Origin of the sequence: Lacicoccus qingdaonensis, assembly GCF_900101075.1 — a bacterium.
GTDB classification, from domain to species: domain Bacteria; phylum Bacillota; class Bacilli; order Staphylococcales; family Salinicoccaceae; genus Lacicoccus; species Lacicoccus qingdaonensis.
The window spans coordinates 21,587-40,243 of sequence record NZ_FNFY01000004.1; the positions used below are offsets into that span (position 1 = coordinate 21,587).

The 18,657-nt window shown below is 41.7% G+C and carries 18 protein-coding genes, 1 tRNA gene, 1 pseudogene and 1 riboswitch; of the genes and pseudogenes, 12 read left to right on the forward strand and 8 right to left on the reverse strand.

The features are described 5' to 3' along the window. Window positions 1-8 precede the first annotated feature (8 nt). Complete coding sequence (locus tag BLR15_RS03510) at window positions 9-548, forward strand: GNAT family N-acetyltransferase (protein ID WP_052256215.1); 540 nt, start codon at window positions 9-11, stop codon at window positions 546-548. 94 nt (window positions 549-642) lie between these two features. Here BLR15_RS03510 and BLR15_RS03515 read toward each other — a convergent pair whose 3' ends face one another. Further along, window positions 643-990 (reverse strand): hypothetical protein, encoded by a 348-nt coding sequence (locus tag BLR15_RS03515; RefSeq protein ID WP_052256217.1) that lies wholly within the window; start codon window positions 988-990, stop codon window positions 643-645. Then, window positions 990-1,652: a helix-turn-helix transcriptional regulator gene (locus tag BLR15_RS03520; protein WP_092984742.1), complete on the reverse strand. Its 663-nt coding sequence runs from the start codon at window positions 1,650-1,652 to the stop codon at window positions 990-992. Before BLR15_RS03520 ends, BLR15_RS03515 begins: the two co-directional genes overlap by 1 nt. A gap of 189 nt (window positions 1,653-1,841) precedes the next feature. Here BLR15_RS03520 and BLR15_RS03525 point away from each other — a divergent pair, with 189 nt between their 5' ends. From BLR15_RS03525 to BLR15_RS03540, 4 genes are all read left to right on the forward strand, one after another. Next, entirely contained in the window at window positions 1,842-3,101 is a 1,260-nt protein-coding gene (locus BLR15_RS03525; protein WP_092984744.1) for an aminoacyltransferase, read from the forward strand. Window positions 3,102-3,108: 7 nt separating this feature from the next. Further along, window positions 3,109-4,380 (forward strand): peptidoglycan bridge formation glycyltransferase FemA/FemB family protein, encoded by a 1,272-nt coding sequence (locus tag BLR15_RS03530; RefSeq protein ID WP_092985018.1) that lies wholly within the window; start codon window positions 3,109-3,111, stop codon window positions 4,378-4,380. A gap of 24 nt (window positions 4,381-4,404) precedes the next feature. Then, entirely contained in the window at window positions 4,405-5,649 is a 1,245-nt protein-coding gene (locus BLR15_RS03535) for a peptidoglycan bridge formation glycyltransferase FemA/FemB family protein (RefSeq protein WP_092984746.1), read from the forward strand. 118 nt (window positions 5,650-5,767) lie between these two features. Continuing rightward, entirely contained in the window at window positions 5,768-6,121 is a 354-nt protein-coding gene (locus BLR15_RS03540; RefSeq protein ID WP_245696549.1) for a hypothetical protein, read from the forward strand. Here BLR15_RS03540 and BLR15_RS03545 read toward each other — a convergent pair. After that, complete coding sequence (locus BLR15_RS03545) at window positions 6,116-6,304, reverse strand: hypothetical protein (RefSeq protein WP_092984748.1); 189 nt, start codon at window positions 6,302-6,304, stop codon at window positions 6,116-6,118. The two genes, BLR15_RS03540 and BLR15_RS03545, sit on opposite strands and share 6 nt — an antisense overlap. 562 nt (window positions 6,305-6,866) lie before the next feature. Here BLR15_RS03545 and BLR15_RS03550 point away from each other — a divergent pair. After that, window positions 6,867-6,938, forward strand: a tRNA-Val gene (locus BLR15_RS03550). A 90-nt stretch (window positions 6,939-7,028) separates the two neighbouring features. Here the strand turns inward: BLR15_RS03550 and BLR15_RS14435 are convergent. Further along, window positions 7,029-7,727, reverse strand: a pseudogene (locus BLR15_RS14435) (MBL fold metallo-hydrolase). 135 nt (window positions 7,728-7,862) lie between these two features. After that, window positions 7,863-8,192 carry a hypothetical protein gene (locus tag BLR15_RS03565; protein WP_092984754.1) on the reverse strand — a complete coding sequence of 110 codons (330 nt, stop codon included), beginning with the start codon at window positions 8,190-8,192 and terminating at the stop codon, window positions 7,863-7,865. Window positions 8,193-8,334: 142 nt separating this feature from the next. On the opposite strand from BLR15_RS03565, the gene pepF reads away from it, so the two are divergent. Together pepF and BLR15_RS03575 are read left to right on the forward strand one after the other, a co-directional pair. Then, on the forward strand, window positions 8,335-10,140 hold the full coding sequence (pepF, locus tag BLR15_RS03570; protein ID WP_092984756.1) for an oligoendopeptidase F: 1,806 nt from the start codon (window positions 8,335-8,337) through the stop codon (window positions 10,138-10,140). A 142-nt stretch (window positions 10,141-10,282) separates the two neighbouring features. Further along, complete coding sequence (locus BLR15_RS03575) at window positions 10,283-11,749, forward strand: MDR family MFS transporter (protein WP_092984758.1); 1,467 nt, start codon at window positions 10,283-10,285, stop codon at window positions 11,747-11,749. A gap of 52 nt (window positions 11,750-11,801) precedes the next feature. Here BLR15_RS03575 and BLR15_RS03580 read toward each other — a convergent pair whose 3' ends face one another. The 3 genes from BLR15_RS03580 to BLR15_RS03590 form a co-directional block, all read right to left on the reverse strand. Continuing rightward, window positions 11,802-12,218: a coiled-coil domain-containing protein gene (locus BLR15_RS03580; RefSeq protein WP_092984760.1), complete on the reverse strand. Its 417-nt coding sequence runs from the start codon at window positions 12,216-12,218 to the stop codon at window positions 11,802-11,804. A 209-nt stretch (window positions 12,219-12,427) separates the two neighbouring features. After that, the gene (locus BLR15_RS03585) at window positions 12,428-13,291 is read right to left on the reverse strand and encodes a CvfB family protein (RefSeq protein ID WP_092984762.1); all 864 of its coding nucleotides are present in this window, start codon (window positions 13,289-13,291) and stop codon (window positions 12,428-12,430) included. 22 nt (window positions 13,292-13,313) lie between these two features. Beyond that, a complete protein-coding gene (locus tag BLR15_RS03590) occupies window positions 13,314-14,039 on the reverse strand; it encodes an NAD-dependent protein deacylase (RefSeq protein WP_407927513.1) in 726 nt (241 codons plus the stop codon). 80 nt (window positions 14,040-14,119) lie between these two features. Between BLR15_RS03590 and BLR15_RS03595 the strand changes: the two genes are divergently transcribed. From BLR15_RS03595 to dapB, 4 genes are all read left to right on the forward strand, one after another. Beyond that, window positions 14,120-15,724, forward strand: a complete 1,605-nt coding sequence (locus tag BLR15_RS03595) for an ABC-F family ATP-binding cassette domain-containing protein (RefSeq protein WP_092984766.1) — start codon at window positions 14,120-14,122, stop codon at window positions 15,722-15,724. A 47-nt stretch (window positions 15,725-15,771) separates the two neighbouring features. After that, window positions 15,772-15,952, forward strand: a riboswitch (Lysine riboswitch). Between the two features lie 93 nt (window positions 15,953-16,045). Further along, complete coding sequence (locus BLR15_RS03600; protein WP_092984768.1) at window positions 16,046-17,029, forward strand: aspartate-semialdehyde dehydrogenase; 984 nt, start codon at window positions 16,046-16,048, stop codon at window positions 17,027-17,029. Between the two features lie 14 nt (window positions 17,030-17,043). Next, window positions 17,044-17,934, forward strand: a complete 891-nt coding sequence (dapA, locus tag BLR15_RS03605) for a 4-hydroxy-tetrahydrodipicolinate synthase (protein WP_092984770.1) — start codon at window positions 17,044-17,046, stop codon at window positions 17,932-17,934. Next, window positions 17,931-18,656, forward strand: a complete 726-nt coding sequence (dapB, locus tag BLR15_RS03610; protein ID WP_092984772.1) for a 4-hydroxy-tetrahydrodipicolinate reductase — start codon at window positions 17,931-17,933, stop codon at window positions 18,654-18,656. Before dapA ends, dapB begins: the two co-directional genes overlap by 4 nt. The last annotated feature ends 1 nt before the right edge of the window (window position 18,657 follow it).

Sequence of the window (18,657 nt, forward strand, 5' to 3'; positions counted from 1 at the left end):
AGGATTATATGTATCGTGATGAAGGGCTGGTGATCCGGCCGATTGAAGAAGATGATTTATATGATGTCTGGGCACTGATTTTTAAAGAGGAAGCGCCCGAATGGAAAAAGTGGGATGCGCCGTATTATCCCCATTCTGCGTTGACATATGAAGATTTTTTAAGAGGTTCCGCCCCGTGGGTCAATAAGGACAACCGGTGGCTCGTTGAAGTGGGCGGTGTCGTTGTCGGCACCGTATCCTATTATTGGGAAGATAAGTCATCCAACTGGCTCGAGATCGGCATCGTCTTGTATCAGCCGGAAAATTGGAGCCGTGGTCTCGGCACGCGGACATTGAAAATGTGGATCGATCATTTATTCAACACGCTGCCTCTGGTCCGTGTCGGTTTGACAACCTGGTCCGGAAATCAACGGATGATCCGGGTCGCAGAAAAACTCGGTATGCAGATGGAAGCGAGAATCCGGAAAGTCCGCTATTACGACGAGCACTATTATGATTCCATCAGAATGGGTATTCTGCGTGAAGAGTGGACCGGTGAAAGTGAATAGTTGCAGGGTGTGCAGCAAAAACATGTAAATGACAGGCGGCTCTGAATGATTCATGCAACCGTCTCAAAAATTAAAAGTGATTCGAACCGTCGGACTATCCAATCACCTCTTTGAAACCCCACAGGAACATCAGGCCGTTTGCGACACCTAACACGAGTGATATCATTGTGCCGACAAGCACATACTCGCTCTCTTTTTTGACAGTTTCATTGGATTTATCGCCGGAAAATCTTAGTATGGATTTTGCAGCAATAATCAGCCCGAGTGCCGTATATTGATTCAAAACAACGAAGACGATGATGATCAGACGTTCTGAATAACCGATGGTCATGCCGATATAATCTGTTTCGGGATTCTTCTCCCCGGATAAGAATTCGAGAAACAGCTTGATCAGAAGTCCGCTAAAAATATAAAAGAGAATGCCTAGAGCAATGATCCACATTATCTGTCACCTGACTTTCTGAAAGATTGGATGACTTTATTCTGCAGTTCAGTAAGATCGACTTCATCTTTATAGCATGATTCCAAAAAATTCAGAATGACTTCAAGCTGGCGGCCTCTCGATTTCTGGAAATGGGCGGATATGGTCGAATGGCTTTTGTTTAAAGAGGCTGCGATTTCCTTTTGTGTCATATTTGACATTTTCATGAGCAGGACTTCGCGCTGCAATCCAGTTAAATTGTTTAAAATATCCGTTACATACATGAGTGCAACGTCGATTGAACAGTCGATATCGACGCCGGCGAAATCCTGAATGGCTGATTTCTTAACGTTATCCAGTGCGATCCTTGTCTCCTTGATTCCGGCATCGGTCCATTCTTCCGGGTCTGTTTCAGGGAACTTCTCATCAATTGTATGAAAGCTGCACTTCAAAGGAAAGCTGTTTTCCCGCCACAATAATTTGGCATAAAATGCGATAAATAGGGTATAGTGAGGTTTAGAGGAAATGATGAATAGTTCATCCCCCATCCGGTAATTTACGTAAGACTTTTCCTGGTGAGAGAGCCATCCGGAAATTTCTTTTTCAAGCCATTTTATCTCTTTTGACAAATCTTGAGTGGCTTTAGTGCTTCCGCTGACGTCCATTATTAATAAAGATATCATCGCTCATCACTCCCTGTGTTTAATGATATAATATATAAGGTATGTCTATTATACTTAAATTCGTTCAATTAAGCGAATAGTTTATAATTCGTTCGAACAGACGAATTCAATGAAAAGGCGAATAAAGATGAAATTTATAATGAATTTTGTTAATATACTAAAGTGAAAAATGTGAACAGGAGTGCCGAAATGGAATTTACAGAGTTATCAATTGAGGAGTTTAATCACTTCACACGCAACAACTTCAGCCACTTTACCCAGACGGAGGAGAACTACCGGCTGAAGACAGATGGCGGGACGGAAACATATCTGGTCGGTGTTAAACATGAAGACGCAGTCCGTGCGGCATGTTTAGTGACATTGACCCCTGTAATGAAAGTGATGAAATATGCTTATACAAACCGCGGTCCTGTGATGGACTACAGCGACAAGAGGGTGTTTGACACTTTCTTTACCGGTCTGAAACAGTTTTTAAAAACTAAAAATGTACTGCACCTCAGAGTCGATCCATATGAAGTCATCAATGAACGCAATCATGAAGGTGAAATAACAAAAGATATGGGTAACAGATATATATTTGAATATTTCAAGTCACATGGTTTCCGTCACGATGGTTTTACAACAGGATTCGACCCTGTCATCCAGATCCGCTGGCATTCGGTATTGGACCTTTCCAATAAAACACCGGACGATGTACTGAATGATATGGACAGTCTGAGAAAGAGGAATATAAAAAAAGCTGAAAAGCACGGTCTCGGTATAAAGTTTCTGGATCTGGAAGATATCGATGTCTTCCGTAAATTTATGAAAGACACTTCCGAGATGAAAGAATTCGTCGACAGGGATGATGAGTATTACATCAGCCGTAAAAAGTATTTCAAGGATAATGTGCTGATTCCGCTCGTATATGTGGACCTTGAAAGCTACAATGAAACGACTCAGAAAGATATCGACAAGCTTAAGAAAAATATTGAAAAAGCACAGAATGCAGTTGAGAAGGACCCTTCAAATGAAAAGCAGCAGAAGAAGATTGTCAATTTGAGCGAGCAGCTTTCAAACATTGAAGACAAACTAGAAGAAGGTAAAGAACTGCTTGAAAAACACGGGAAGGAACTGCCGGTCGCAAGTTCATATTATTTTGTGACACCGCATGAGGTCGTCTATCTCGCGGGAGGCAGCGACAACGATTTCCGTCATTTTGCAGGCAGTTATCTGATCCAGTGGAAAATGATCAATTATGCAATCGAAAACAATATTGATATATACAATTTCTACGGTATCAGCGGTGACTTTACACCGGATGCAGAGGACGCAGGAGTAGTCCAGTTCAAAAAAGGCTTCAATGCGAAAGTGAATGAGTATATCGGCGATTTCATACAGCCGATCAACAAACCGGCATATCTTCTGTATCAGTCCATGAATAAAGTGCGTCAGAAATTAGGAAGGTAGGATGAAGATGATTTTTACGGAATTAACTGATTTGGAATATCAAAATTACATCGAAAAAGGGGAGGAATCCGCCTTTTTCCAAATGATAGAAAATAAAGCGAACCGTGAGCTTGAAGATGACCAGTCCGTCCGCCTTCTCGGCGTCAAGGATGCTTCGGGCGAAGTGGTTGCAGCAAGTCTTTTCAGTCTGAAATCAACAGGTCTCGGCCAGTATTTCTACTATTCCAACCGCGGACCTGTAATGGATTATCATGACCATGAGCTTGTGCGGTTTTATTTTCAGGAACTGTCCAGGTATTTGAAAAACAATAACTGTTCATACGTAAAGGTCGATCCAAACTGGATTTATAAAAAATATGATAAAGATGTCAATGAAAAAATGGATTACCCGGTGCAGGATGAACTGATCCGTATCATGGAAAAAGAAGGCTATGTGCACCAGGGCTTTACAAGAGGCTATTCAAAAACTTCCCAGGCGCGCTGGATGAGCGTGCTTGATGTGGGCGGTTATGATGATGTGAATGCGCTCGTTAAGACATTTGATTCACAACGTAAAAGAAATATAAAAAAAGCGCAGAAATTCGGCGTTAAAGTGAGATTTTTAGAAGTCGACGAGATGGATAAATTCATGAAATTATATTTGGCGACTTCAGAACGCCAGGGTTTCTTCACACATCCGGATCCGCTCAAATATTTCACTTATTTCAAAATGGCTTACGGAGACAAACTGTTGGTGCCGCTGGCCTATATAGAGCTGGATGAGTATATCGGTAATCTGACGAAAGAGAACGAAGATCTTAAAAAACGCCATGCGCAGCAGGATAAGAAAGAGAACAAGAATGATAAGACGATAAATAAGATCAAAGAGATGGAAAAGCAGATCAACAAAATTGAAGAGGATCTGAAAGAAGCACGGGAGATTCAGGAAGTCGAAGGAAATACGCTCGATCTCGCAGCGGGCATTTATTTTGAAACACCTTATGAACTTGTTTACAACTCTGGTGCAAGCACGAGTAAGTATCCTCAATTCGTCGGTCCTTACATGATGCACCTTGAAATGATGAAATACTGTATCGATAATAATATAGACCGCTATAATTTCTATGGCGTCAGCGGTGATTTTTCAGAAGACGGTGAGGACTACGGCGTCTACAGGTTCAAGCGCGGATTCAATGCGGAAATTGAAGAGCTGGTCGGCGATTTCGTCAAAGTCATCAAACCGGTGCCTTACAATGTTTATAAAGTGAAAGCTAAGTTAAACCAGATGATTTCAAAGTAATGATAAAGGAAGGTTGAACTAAAAATGCATACAGCCAAGATAAATGGAGAGACATTTAAACGGTTCATCGATGACTATGACAGTTATATGCATTATCTTCATGACAATTTGTACTATGACTATATATCCGGTCTGTATGAAACACATCTGATCGGCCTGTTCGAAGAAGATGAGCTGATTGGTGTTTCCATGCTGAGTGCTACATCCGTCCTGAAAAGGTACAGGCTGTTTACATCCCATACGGGACCGTTGATCAAAGACTTCAACAATGAGCGTCTGGCATTCTTTTTATCTGAAATCGACAAGTACGTTCGGAAAAATGGTGCATTGCAGCTGATCCATTCCCCGTATCATATTTATCAGATGCACGATAAAGACGGAAACGTGATTGAAGATGAAAAGAACAACCCGGATATTATCAATATATATGAGGAGCTCGGTTATAGGCACCACGGTTTCACAAAAGAACTGATTACAGAAGAGCTGCTCAGATACCAGGGTGTACTGGATATTACACCGGGCGAAAAAGAACTGATGAAAAATATGGAATCCACGACAAGGTATAATACGAAACAGGCGGAGATCATGCCGGTCAAATTGAGGTATCTTGAAGAAGATGAATATGACTTGTTCATCGACATCTACAAGAAGACCGAGGAACGGATTGGCTTTGATCCGGTGCCGTCCGATAAAATAAAAAACCTGCTGACAACACTTAAGGACAAGATGTATCTGGTCATGACGTATGTCAACGTGGATGAATATCTGGACCAGCTTTCAGCAGAACGTGATGAACTTTCAGATGAAAAAAATCACATACTTGAAAAAGAAAAAGAGGGCACAGCAACTAAAGGCCAGAAGAAGAAACTGGACCAGATTGAACAGCAGTTAAACAGTAAACATTCCAGAATTGAAAAGATTGAAGGCTATAAGGCTGATTTTGGTACAGATTTAAACTTAGCTGCAGGTATGTATTATTATAATAACCATGAGATGGTTTATCTGTTCAGCGGCAGTTATCCCGAGCTGTCATTTTTCAAAGGTACAAACTATGCGACATGGGAAATGATTAAAAAAGCAAAAGAACTTGGACTTGAACGCTTTAATTTCTTCGGTCTGACAGGCAATTTCACTGAAGATGCCAAAGACTACGGTGTTTACAAGTTTAAAAAAGGATATAATATCGAAATTGAAGAGCTGCCGGGAACATTCGATAAAGTGTTCAATAAACTGATCTTCAGGCTGGCAAGAAAACTGAATAAAATATAGCATCCAGAGGGGAGGAAAGTGATGACTTTTCTCCCTTGTTCAATTCTCTGCTTTTAAAAAATACCTGATTATGGTAAAAAGTGACTAGAGGTATTATAAGCAGGGGGGGATATTATTCATGGAAATAGACTACATAAGGGATTTTACAATGTATACGGCAATTTTCGGGATAATGAGTTTTGCCTGGTTTGGATGGGCGCAGGAAGCGCCGAAGAAAAGTTGGCGGGCGTATATCGGCATAGCCTCGGGGATTGCACTGATAGTCGGTCTGGCTGGTGTTTATTTAAGTGTGGCAGACTGGGATGCGGCATTATATATACTCGCAGTATTGATGACTGCAGCAGCATTGATATCACCGTGGATAGCACGTAAGATCGAAGTCGCATACAGTGCGGTTACAGGCATAAGTTCCGGTATATTATTGTTCATGTTTGCGGTGCTTGGACTGGTCAGGTTTTTACTGGCATCATAATAGTAAAAATGCTGCGATAAAAACAATCAGCATGAATGCAAATGAACTGACAACCGTGATGATAAATTTCTTGCTCAATTTGTTTTCTTTGGCTGTTTCAACGTCGGACTCAAATTCCTTTGCATTTTGAAGGACTACAAACGCTGAGACGATCAGCACAAAGATTAATATAATCAGACCCAAAAATGATCGCTCCAAATATCAGATTAATATGGTAATCATAACATAAATCAGGTTACCTTTTAAAAGATATTATAAAGTTTACATAACATATATTATAGGAAGTTATATGTCGCTTATCAAAATTGAGGCATTTTATCCCCCTTGTCATTGTTTTATCTATATAAAGAATGCCGAATCAACTGATTTCCATATCATGATCTATGAGTGTTGCATCACTATTATCCGGATATGCGTTTATGACTTAACGCTCTTCCGGCGGCCACCGGCCTATAAAGCCCGCATCTGTCATTGCCAGGTTCCATTTCCACTATAATAAAGAACACCGGTCCTCCGAGTTACGGTTATAAAATATTCAGCCTGCCTTGCTCGTGATATACGCTGCTTTCATTTAGCGCACAGCCGCTTTAACCGATCGCTACGTAAAGATATGCAGCCACCCTCTCAAATTATATGAACTTCACCCGTTTAAAGTAAAATTACACTTTTTGTGGAGATGTTATGATAAGTTGATTTGACATATTAACCAAATCAATATACATTATTAATTAGAGATTAAAAATACGACTCCGTAGCTCAGCGGGAGAGCGCTTGCTTGACATGCAAGAGGTCGGTGGTTCGAAACCACTCGGAGTCACTCCAAAATACATATCAGGATACGCCTAAATCAGGCGTATCCTTTTTATTTGTTCAAAAGTGATCCTCGCCCCATTCTTTCTTCTCATTGCTATTGCAGGTTGCTCCGGGCAGTCTTTACAGCCTGTTTCATTGCTTCAACCGGATCTTCAACCATTTCTCCATGGCCGACGTATAAAGCTGCGGGCGACTTATCAATTATCAATTCAGCACTGTGCACCGCCATCTCATAACTCCATGTAGCAAGTTTTGGGAAAGGAAATGTAATGTTCAATGTGCGGGATACTTCGAGGCCGCCTTTTGTCTGAAAAGCATCTCCGGCAAATATAAACTCTGTTTCCTTGTCCATAAATGCTACAGAACCCGGTGTATGCCCAGGTGTTTTTATGACAGATAAATCTTCAATTGCCTCTTTAAAAGTAAAGTCAGTCTAAACCGTTTTTTTAGGGAAACCGCCTTTAATCTTTTCTTCTGGCTCTCCGTCCCTTAATGTGAAATCACCGTCCAACAACTGCCGGTCACGCCCGGATATACCGGTTTCTGCATTTGGGAATGTTTCTTTGAAATGATTGACCGCACCGGTATGATCAGCATGAGTATGCGTCAGTAAAAGGTATTTCACCGGTTTATCGGTATTATTTGCTATCGACTGAACTTTCTTTACGAATTTCTTCATACCCATATCGATGACGATTAAATGATCATTTTTCTCGATAGCAAAGCAGTTGATCGGAAAGACTTTGGGAAATAATGTGATCTGGTACACATTTTTAAATTTGGATACCTTCATATAAAATCCTCCCCGCCCCTTTAATTAGAAGTATGACGAATTTGACGACTTAAATAAAGTAAAAAGTAACTTTTTATGTATTATCCAAATAAAAAAGCCCTGCCGGTTGATGACCCGGTCGGGCTTCTAATCGCTTTATATCTCTTTATCATTCCCTGCTTCATCATTCAAAAAATCTTTTTCAGCGGCTCTCGCTTTCTTTTCTTTTTTTCGTTTGCGGGCATACATCACAGCCAGCAGCGTCACCACGATAGATAATACCATTAGGAACACAGCATAGCCGACTAAAGGTTCAAAGCTCAGTTCATCATTGAAATTCGGCAAAATAAAACCTGCCAGCCCCATTATAACTAATGATGCTGTCGGCATAAGCCACCAGTACTTTATTTTAAAGAACGGTATTAAAAAAGATAATATGATGACCATAAGCGTATTGTTTATATAAAACCAAACATCTTCTATCATTGCCTCACCCCTTCTTATTTTCATAATATCTCATTTAAATCCATTAGAACAGATTTTATATAAATTAATGTATTTTATCAGAATATTCATGTATAATAATATTATACTTCGGTTTCCGAAATTATAAAGGAGTGTCAAACAAATGGGAGAATTAAAATCAAGACATGAAGTGGATGAAAAATATACATGGGATCTCACGCCGCTGTTCGAATCGGACAGTGACTGTGAAAGTGCAATCTCAGATTTTTTGAAGAAAGTTTCTGAATTTGCATCAAAGTATGAAGGAAAAATGGATGATTTGAATACAGCGGTTGCTGCGATGGACGACTTCAGACAATTGGTCGAAAAATTGGTGCCGATCGGCACATATGCGAGTCTGAGACTGTCAGCAGACCAGAGTGATGCAGACGCTCAGAAACTGAGCACCAAAGTGAGTAACGCAAGTGCGAAATTCAGTACAGACACGAGCTTTTTGAGAAGTGACCTGTTAGCTCAGGACGAATCATTTTTAAACTCGATCAAAGAGAAAGATTCAGAGTACGAAAATTTCGTTGATGAACTGATCCGGAACAAGCCATATCAGTTGGATGCAAAAGTTGAGAAGGCACTGGCGGCATACTCCAACGTCTTTAACGGTCCTTACGGCTTATATCAGAAGACAAAGCTGCTGGATATAGACTTCGGTACATTTAAAGCGAGCGGTAAAGATATACCACTATCCTATCTTGCTTATGAGGGTGAGCTTGAAAGCCACCAGGATACAGAAGTGCGCCGTAATGCCTACAAGAAATTTTACGGCAAACTTAAGGAATATGAACATACGACGGCCGGCACTTATGATATTCACCTGAAAAAAGAAAAGACGACAGCAGATTTAAGAGGTTTTGACTCTGTGACAGATTACCTGCTGCACCCTCAGGAAGTGGACAGTGAATTATACCACCGCCAGATTGATCTTATAATGGAAGACCTCGCACCGCATATGAGAAGATATGCCAAATTGCTCAAAAAAGTGAATGGTCTGGATGAGATGCGTTATGAAGACCTTAAGATTTCCTTAGATCCGTCAAGTGAACCGGAAATCAGTGTTGAGGACTCAAGAAAGTATATAACGGATGCGCTCAGTATCATGGGTGAAGATTACACAGAAATGCTCAACCGTTCTTATGATGAAAGATGGATAGATTTCGTTCAGAACAAAGGGAAATCCACCGGTGCATTTTGTGCGAGCCCGTATGGTTCCCATCCATTCATACTGATTTCATGGACATCATTGATGACGGAAGTTTTTGTACTGGCTCATGAACTCGGCCATGCGGGGCATTTTTATAATGCGAACCGTGAACAGAATGTATTTGACGCAAGAAGCTCAACTTACTTTGTAGAGGCACCGAGTACTATGAATGAGATGTTGATGGCGAATCATCTGCTTAAAAATTCGAAGGATCCTAAATTCAAGCGCTGGGTAATCAGTTCAATCATTTCGAGAACTTATTACCACAATTTTGTCACACATCTGCTTGAAGCTGCCTATCAGCGTGAAGTCTATAAAAAAGTGGACAATCATGAAAGCCTGAGTGCCAACGATTTGAACCGGTTGAAACGCAGTGTGATTGAAGAATTCTGGGGAGAAGATGTCGTCATTTCAGAAAATGCCGAACTGACATGGATGAGACAGCCCCACTACTATATGGGATTATATCCTTACACTTATTCAGCCGGATTGACAATCGCAACACAGATGAGCAGACGTGTATTGGATGAGGGACAGCCTGCAGTCGATGACTGGCTGAAAGTTTTAAAGGCAGGCGGTACGAAGTCGCCGGTTGAACTTTCGAAAATGGCGGGTATCGACATCACCACCGATAAGCCTTTGAAAGATACTATCGCCTACATTGGCGAGCTGGTGGATGAACTGGAGAAATTAACTGAAGAGATTGAAGGATAACAATATCGGACATGCATGGCTCTATGCCATGCATGTTTTTCAATGATAAAATTATATTACGCATTTGATTGCCATCCTGGTCAGGATTGTGATATTATCTCTCTTGTGTTTTAAAGGCGCTTAATATTAAGGAGATAATAAAATGGATCATACGGAGAATTCTTGGAATCTGCCGAAAAAGGATAAGGCACTGATGATTGCTGCACTTTTAACAGGTGCCTTCATGGGAATTGTGAATGAAACTTTACTGGCAACAGCACTGCCATCCATCCAGGCAGCGTTTGGAATTACACAGGCAGAGGTCCAGTGGATGACCACTGCATTTTTAATGGCGAATGGTATTATGATACCTATTTCAGCCTTTTTGATCGACCGCTTTTCCACGAGAGGTTTATTTTTGACTGCAATTGGATTATTTGGACTGGGTACGGCAATCGCAGCGACTGCACAGATTTATCCGGTGCTTCTGCTCGCACGTATAGTACAGGCATCGGGGTCGGGTATCATGCTGCCGCTCTTAATGACGGTACTGCTTGCAATCATTCCGGTCAATAAACGCGGCACAGCCATGGGTATGATTGGTATCGTCATCGCTTTCGGACCTGCAATCGGTCCGACATTGTCAGGATTTTTACTGGAGAACTTTTCATGGCGTTCGCTGTTCATCACTGTACTGCCGATTGTCGCAGTCACGATGATTACAGCTTATCTGTTCCTTCATAATGTGACTGACCTCAGAAAACCGAAGATTGATGTACTTTCGATCGTATTATCTTCTGCCGGTTTCGGCTCGTTTTTATATGGTTTCAGCATCGCTTCCAATGAAGGATGGACAAGCCCGGTCGTCCTGACCAGTCTGTCTGCCGGCATTATTATTATAGGGTTATTTGTCTGGAGACAGCTGATACTTGAAACACCGATGCTTGAGTTCAGAGTATTTAAATTTAAAATATTTACACTTGCAATCATCATTTCAATGACCGTAATGGTTTCATTGATCGGTGCAGAGACACTGCTGCCGTTGTTCATGCAGAACGTGCTTGAATTCACTCCGCTGGAGTCTGGTCTGATGCTCTTCCCAGGTGCGATAGTCATCGGGATCATGTCGCCGATCACCGGCAGGCTGTATGACCGTTATGGCGCAAAATGGCTGGCGTTGACCGGCCTTGGTATTGTGACGGTTACAACATTCATGTTTACGAATTTATCACTGGATACAACATTCACTTATTTGACTGTAATATATGCAGTCCGGATGTTCGGATTATCGATGGCACTCATGCCTGTAATTACTTCTGCACTGAACCAGCTGCCGCCGAAGTGGTATTCACACGCATCGGCAATGACAAATACCATGCAGCAAATATCAGCAGCCATCGGTACGGCAATGCTTATCACACTGGTATCCATGGGAGCGAATAGTTTTATACACGGCAGGGAGATGCCGCAGGAACTGGCTGAACGCGTGGCACAGATCGTCGGATTTGAATGGGCCTTCATGGGTAGTACGCTACTTGCTTTCACCGCATTCATACTGGCAATGTTCATGAAGCGGCCGAAAGAAGAAAAAGAGATTATCAGAAAGCTGCACTTGAATGATTCTGAATAGCTGATTAAAAAGCACGTCCCGCAAAGTTGCGGGACGTGCTTTTTAATTTCCATCAGAATGATCTGACCCGTCGTTCAACTTTGCTGAGCCGACGGTCATATTCCTCTTTTTTATCGTTGAAATATCTTTGTTCATCCAATATTTCCACTATTATTTCGTGCAGGTCAGTTATTCTTTCCGAATTTGATACGACCTGATTTCTTACAACAGAAATTTCAGATTTAACCTCAACTATCTCATCTTTTAAGCTGTCCAGTCCCTGGTCAACAGTATCTAAGCGTTTGTCCATTCCGTCCAGTCTCAGGTCAATTTTATCTAAGCGTTTGTCCATTCCGTCAAGTCGCCGGTCCATGGCAGCAAAACGTTGGTCGACCATCTCAAATTTTCTGTCGATTGCATCGAACTTCATATTCATATTCTCCTGAAAATCAAGAATCAGGTTTTGTAATTTACCAAAATCATTCGTCATCAATTAACCCCTCCCAGTCATTTGATTTCATAAACATGACCACTACTCCCACCCTGTTCCACTCACTCATTAATATTATAACTCATAATGACAGCCGGGGGAATTTTCACCACCAGATATACGTAGTGGCTGTCAGTGAACAACAATAAAAATCATTTAAAAACAAGGTACGACATTCAATGTCATACCTTGTTATTTTCCATATTCAATTACTTCAAGTATGTTCCGCCGTCTCGTTGTTCGACTTTCTTTTCCTTCATCAGCCTGCCGAGGGCACGCTTGAACGAGCCTTTGGACATATTGAATGCCTCTTTTATATCTACCGGATCCGATTTGTCGGTCATGGGCATCATGCCATCATTTTCTGTAATATAATCCAGGATTTTCTCTGCGTCATCATCCATCTTTTTATATGCCTGCTGTAAAAATGAACCGTTAATCTCACCTTTGTCGTTTATACCTATTGCTCTGAATTTGACAAGTTCTCCGAGCCTGGGTTCTTTTTCCCTCTCTGATTCATGGATGAACACTTTCTGCCCGTCTGGTGTCAAAAGAAATGTGCCGACTCTCAGCAGACGATACGGTCTTGCTTCAAACCATTTGTTCTTGATTGTTTCAAACTCTTCCTGTGGAATGGGGCTGAAGCGTTCTGCGACCTCTTCTTCCGATATCAGTTTTCCGAAAAGCTGGTTATCCGACTCTGCCCTCAACTGGGTATATACTTCATCGCCCTCTTTTGGCCATACATCTTTCACTTTCGGAAGGTCCACCCATGGTATGAGAATATCCCTCGGTGAGCCTATATTAATGTATGCTCCGTCTCTATTCACTTCCACAACTTCTGCAAAACCGAATTTACCGACCGCCACCTGTGGAACAATCGGTGCCGCAAAAAGCTCTCCACTTCTGTTCGGGTATATGAATGCACTGATTTCGTCGCTGATTTCATGCTCTTCTTTTGTCGCTGAAGCATTCATGCGTATGAATGTATTATCATCATATTTCAGATGATAAGTTGAACCTTCTTTTTTGATCACTTCTAAAAATTGTACTGTTCCTGATATGTTATCCATAGTATGTCCCCTAATTAATTTGTCATATAATCGTGTTAATCACATCTGTCATGTCATCATTGATGACCAGGTTTGCCTCACTGTCAAACGGGGTTTCGTCCTGGTTGATGATGACAAAATTTTTACCGCTGAAATAAGTGGTCAAATATGCAGCGGGATTAACGACAAGCGAAGTTCCTAAAACAATCAAAGTATCTGCTGCCTGCAGTTTGGACATCGCACTGAGTACAGTCAATTCATTTAATGTTTCACCGTAAAGTACAATGTCCGGCCTCACTGCCCCGCCACACACACAATATGAAATATCATTGTTCATGACCTCTATTTTATGATAGGTCTTATTACATTCTATACAATAAAATTCATTGAGTGAACCATGTAACTCATCCACATTTTCACTGCCGGCGTCACGATGGAGACCATCGATATTTTGTGTGATTACGCCAGTCGACCTGCCGGACTGTTCCAGCCCGGCAATGAATTCATGCACCGTGTTCGGAGATTTATCTGCAAGCAGTAATCTTTTTTTGTAAAAGTTGATAAAACTATCAGGGTCATCTTCTAAATGGTTGATGCTGAGTAAGTATTCCGGGGAGTGTCCATCGCCGGAAATTTCATCAAATAAACCGCCCATACTTCTAAAGTCCGGTATGCCGCTCGCTACAGAAACGCCCGCACCTGTGAAAAAGACAATGTTATGCGATTCTGAAATGATATCAGATAGTTGTTGATATTGCTGTTTCATCACTTTTCTCCTCTTATATGTTATTTTAATAGTATCATATTTGTGGTATTATCGCTTAAGGAATATATTTAAGGAGAATGTGTATGTTACAAGTAAGTGACGTAAGTTTACGCTTTGGCGACCGTAAGCTTTTTGAAGATGTGAATATCAAATTCACACCTGGAAACTGTTATGGTTTAATCGGAGCAAATGGTGCAGGGAAATCCACTTTCCTGAAGATTTTGTCAGGTGAACTCGACACCCAGACAGGTCATGTATCCATGGGCAAAGACGAGCGTCTTGCCGTATTGAAACAGGATCAGTTCGGTTATGAGGACTACCGTGTCCTGGATGTAGTATTGATGGGCCACCAGAAACTTTACGATATAATGAATGAAAAAAATGAAATATATATGAAGCCTGACTTCTCGGATGAAGATGGCATCAGAGCTGCCGAGCTGGAAGGTGAATACGGAGAAATGGGCGGATGGACTGCAGAGAGTGATGCAGAAAGCCTGCTGCATGGACTGGGCATCGATAGTTCTCTTGTCGATAAAAATATGTCAGAACTGGATAACAGTCAGAAAGTTAAAGTATTGCTTGCCCAGAGTCTGTTTGGAAATCCGGATATCCTGCTTCTGGATGAGCCGACCAATGGTCTTGATATCGAAGCAATCCAGTGGCTTGAGGATTTCCTCATCAACTTTGAAAACACCGTCATCGTCGTTTCCCACGACCGTCATTTCCTGAATAACATATGCACTCATATTGCTGACCTGGATTTTGGAAAGATACAATTATATGTAGGGAATTACGATTTCTGGTATCAGTCCAGCCAGCTTGCACTGCAGATGGCACAGGATCAGAATAAGAAAAAAGAAGAGAAAATCAAGGAACTTAAAGATTTCGTTGCACGCTTCAGTGCGAACGCTTCAAAATCCAAACAGGCGACAAGCCGTAAGAAAACGCTTGAAAAAATTGAGCTGGAAGATATCAAACCATCCTCCAGAAGATATCCTTTCGTCAACTTCACCCCTGAGCGTGAAATTGGCAACGACCTGTTGTATGTCAACGGCCTGACTCATTCCATCGATGGAGAAAAAGTGCTTGATAATGTAAGTTTCACTTTAAATCCGTATGACAAGGCAGTATTGATGGGTCACACGGAAGTTGCCCGCACTACCCTTTTAAAAATTCTTGCAGGTGAAATCAAGCCTGACGAGGGTGAAGTGAGATTCGGCGTCACGACTACCCAGAGCTATATGCCTAAAGATAACTCCGAGTACTTCGAAGGTGTAAATATCGACCTGGTCGAATGGCTGCGTCAATATGCACCTGAAGATGAGCAGACAGAAACATTCATCCGCGGTTTCCTCGGCAGAATGCTCTTCAGTGGTGAAGAAGCGAAGAAAAAAGCAAGCGTATTATCAGGTGGAGAAAAAATGCGTGCAATGCTGAGTAAAATGATGCTGTCCAAAGCGAACGTCATTTTGCTGGATGAGCCGACAAACCACCTTGATCTGGAAAGTATTACAGCGGTGAATGAAGGATTGAAGAAGTTCAAAGGTTCGATCATATTCACTTCCCACGACTTCGAATTCATCAATACGATTGCAAACAAAGTGATTGAACTTAAACCTGAAGGTGCAATCGTCAAAGAGTCCACTTACGAAGAATACTTGAAAGATAAAGGTGTTTTAAAAGTTTAAGGTTTACTTTCCCAAAGTTAGTGGGTATAATGATATTTAATAATTAAATAGCGAGATGAGGCGCATCGATCATCAGTAACTTATTAATCATTAATTCTCGGGGATTATAATAAGTGAAAGGGTAAGATGCCGAAATGGTCTGTTTTTCGAGAGACAGGCTGTTGGGTCACTAGGTTAAGAGCTAATGACTTGTCATTATTATAATGATAATGGAGTGCATCACTTGTATCTAAACTTTGACAAGTCTGGCATTCCGGACTTGTTTTTTTTATTGTCTGACAATTATCTCGTTCTTTAATAACATTTTTAGGAGGAATTTTAATGGTGAAAGTTGCAGTTGTTGGCGCTACAGGCGTTGTAGGCAGCAAATTAATTGAAATGTTGGAGCATTATGAAATTAAATATGATGAACTGGTATTATTTGCTTCTAAAAGATCCAGCGGCAAGGAAGTTTCAGTCGGTGGACAAACATATGTTATTCAAGAACTTACTGAAGAAAGAGCACAGGAAAAATTTGACTATGTCGTCATGAGTGCAGGCGGATCCACCAGTGAAAAGTTCGCCCCACTTTTTGAAGAAAGCGGTGCAATCGTCATTGACAACTCCAGTCACTGGAGAATGAAAGAAGATGTCGATTTGATTGTCCCTGAAATAAATAAACCAAAATTAAAAAGAAAAATCATAGCGAACCCGAACTGTTCAACGATCCAATCTGTCGTCGCACTGCAGCCTCTGCAAAATAAATTTGGAGTCAAGAGAGTTCATTATGCAACATACCAGAGTGTTTCCGGCTCCGGCGAGGGTGGCATACGCGATTTGGAGGAAGGTGCCAATGGCGCTGAGCCGACAACCTACCCCCACCCCATCTACAACAACGTCCTGCCTCATATCGATGATTTTCTCGATGACGGCTATACAAAAGAAGAAAAGAAAATGATGGATGAAACAAAGAAAATACTGGAAGATGATTCGATCGAAGTCACAGCGACATGTGTCAGAGTACCAATCATCACAAGCCATGCAGTCCAGATGAACGTCACTCTGGATAAAGAGGCAACAGTGGACGAAGTGAAAAAAGCATTTGAAGGCTTTCCTCACATTGTAGTCATGGATAACCCGGAAAAGAATGAATATCCGACACCGCTTGACGCAGCAAACCGTTCTGAAATCTTTGTCGGCAGAATTCGCAAAGACCCTACTCTTTTGAACACATTCCATGTCTGGTGTGTAGGAGACAACTTATTAAAAGGCGCGGCACAGAACACGGTCCAGATTCTGAAGTCATTGATGGATAATAATAATTAATAGGAGTGTTAAATATGAACCCGATTTTTGAAGGTATTGGCGTTGCAATAACCACCCCGTTTAATAATAACGAAGTAGACTTTGACGCTTTTAGAAGACATATAGAATATTTGATCGAAAACGATACACAGGCACTGATCATCAATGGAACGACAGGAGAATCCCCTACTCTGACAAGTGATGAGATCAGACAATTGCTTGAAGTGGGAATCGAAGCAGCTGCAGGCCGTGTACCGGTCATTGCCGGCACAGGTACAAACTCCACCATGAATTCGATAGAACTGTCGAAATTTGCAATGGATGCAGGGGCAGACGGTGTGATGCTGATCACTCCGTACTACAACAAGTCCAATCAAAGAGGCCTTGTCGCACACTTCAGTGCGATTGCAGATGCAATCGATATACCTGTCATTCTTTATAATGTGCCAGGCAGAACAGGAATGACGATCGAACCTGAAACAGTACTTGAACTTAGCAGCCATCCTAATATTGTCGCATTGAAAGATGCGGTTGGAGACTTGAACTATACTATCAAAGTATTGAACATGATCGATCAGGATGAATTTGTATTATACAGCGGCAATGATGATAACCTTGCCGATTTCATCCAGCTTGGAGGCAAAGGGCTGATCAGTGTTGTGGGCAATGTCATCCCGGGAGAACTTCAGAACGTCTATGAAAGAATGGCTGCAGGCGACTACACTGCCAAGCATACATTCACCAGCCTCATGCCGGTAATTGATGCGGTACAGGTTGACGTCAACCCTATTCCGATCAAGGTTCTGACAAGCGAACTCGGCTTCGGCAACTATGAACTGAGACTGCCTTTACTGCCTGTGGAAACACAGACGCGTGATGAAATTGTAAAAGCATATGAGAATTTCAAAGAGGGATCAAGAGTATGAAAGTCCTGCTCATAGGCTATGGTGCAATGAATAAAATCACTGCACGTCTGCTGACGGAAGCGGGACATGAAGTGGTCGGTGTCATTGCACGCACAAACGATTCTGACTATCCGGAATATGATAACATTGATGATGCCGGGGCAGATGTGGCGATTGACTTTTCCAATCCTGAGCTGCTGCTTCCATTGATTGAAAAAGATTTTAAAACACCTGTTGTCATAGCAACAACAGGGGAAAAAGATACAATCGTCGAAACACTGAAGTCAAGAAGTCAAAACGTCCCGGTCTTTTTCAGTGCGAATATGAGCTATGGTGTACATGTTCTGAACAACCTGCTGCAAAGTGCACTGGAACAGCTGGATGATTTCGATCTTGAACTTATCGAAGCCCACCATAATAGAAAGGTTGATGCTCCAAGCGGCACGCTGGTCAAGCTGTTGGACACGGCACTTGAGCATCGCGACAGCAGTCACGCCGTCTATGACCGTTCCGATGTCTATCAGGCGAGAGACAAAGAGGAAATCGGTGTATCGGCCATCAGGGGCGGGACTATTGTCGGTGAACATACTGCCCTCTTTGCAGGACTTGATGAAGTGATAGAAATCAGACATCGCGCACAGTCAAAAGAGATTTTTGCAAACGGCGCGATAAAAGCAGCAGAAGTGTTACAGAAAAAAGATAACGGTTTTTACGATTATAATAATTTATTTAAAGGAGAATAAT

Excerpts from the sequence above, each read along its gene's own strand:
- BLR15_RS03510 (WP_052256215.1), top strand. The coding sequence starts at position 9 with ATGTATCGTGATGAAGGGCTGGTGATCCGGCCGATTGAAGAAGATGAT.
- BLR15_RS03515 (WP_052256217.1), bottom strand. The coding sequence starts at position 990 with ATGTGGATCATTGCTCTAGGCATTCTCTTTTATATTTTTAGCGGACTT.
- BLR15_RS03520 (WP_092984742.1), bottom strand. The coding sequence starts at position 1,652 with ATGATATCTTTATTAATAATGGACGTCAGCGGAAGCACTAAAGCCACT.
- BLR15_RS03525 (WP_092984744.1), top strand. The coding sequence starts at position 1,842 with ATGGAATTTACAGAGTTATCAATTGAGGAGTTTAATCACTTCACACGC.
- BLR15_RS03530 (WP_092985018.1), top strand. The coding sequence starts at position 3,109 with ATGATTTTTACGGAATTAACTGATTTGGAATATCAAAATTACATCGAA.
- BLR15_RS03535 (WP_092984746.1), top strand. The coding sequence starts at position 4,405 with ATGCATACAGCCAAGATAAATGGAGAGACATTTAAACGGTTCATCGAT.
- BLR15_RS03540 (WP_245696549.1), top strand. The coding sequence starts at position 5,768 with ATGGAAATAGACTACATAAGGGATTTTACAATGTATACGGCAATTTTC.
- BLR15_RS03565 (WP_092984754.1), bottom strand. The coding sequence starts at position 8,192 with ATGATAGAAGATGTTTGGTTTTATATAAACAATACGCTTATGGTCATC.
- pepF (WP_092984756.1), top strand. The coding sequence starts at position 8,335 with ATGGGAGAATTAAAATCAAGACATGAAGTGGATGAAAAATATACATGG.
- BLR15_RS03575 (WP_092984758.1), top strand. The coding sequence starts at position 10,283 with ATGGATCATACGGAGAATTCTTGGAATCTGCCGAAAAAGGATAAGGCA.
- BLR15_RS03580 (WP_092984760.1), bottom strand. The coding sequence starts at position 12,218 with ATGACGAATGATTTTGGTAAATTACAAAACCTGATTCTTGATTTTCAG.
- BLR15_RS03585 (WP_092984762.1), bottom strand. The coding sequence starts at position 13,291 with ATGGATAACATATCAGGAACAGTACAATTTTTAGAAGTGATCAAAAAA.
- BLR15_RS03595 (WP_092984766.1), top strand. The coding sequence starts at position 14,120 with ATGTTACAAGTAAGTGACGTAAGTTTACGCTTTGGCGACCGTAAGCTT.
- BLR15_RS03600 (WP_092984768.1), top strand. The coding sequence starts at position 16,046 with ATGGTGAAAGTTGCAGTTGTTGGCGCTACAGGCGTTGTAGGCAGCAAA.
- dapA (WP_092984770.1), top strand. The coding sequence starts at position 17,044 with ATGAACCCGATTTTTGAAGGTATTGGCGTTGCAATAACCACCCCGTTT.
- dapB (WP_092984772.1), top strand. The coding sequence starts at position 17,931 with ATGAAAGTCCTGCTCATAGGCTATGGTGCAATGAATAAAATCACTGCA.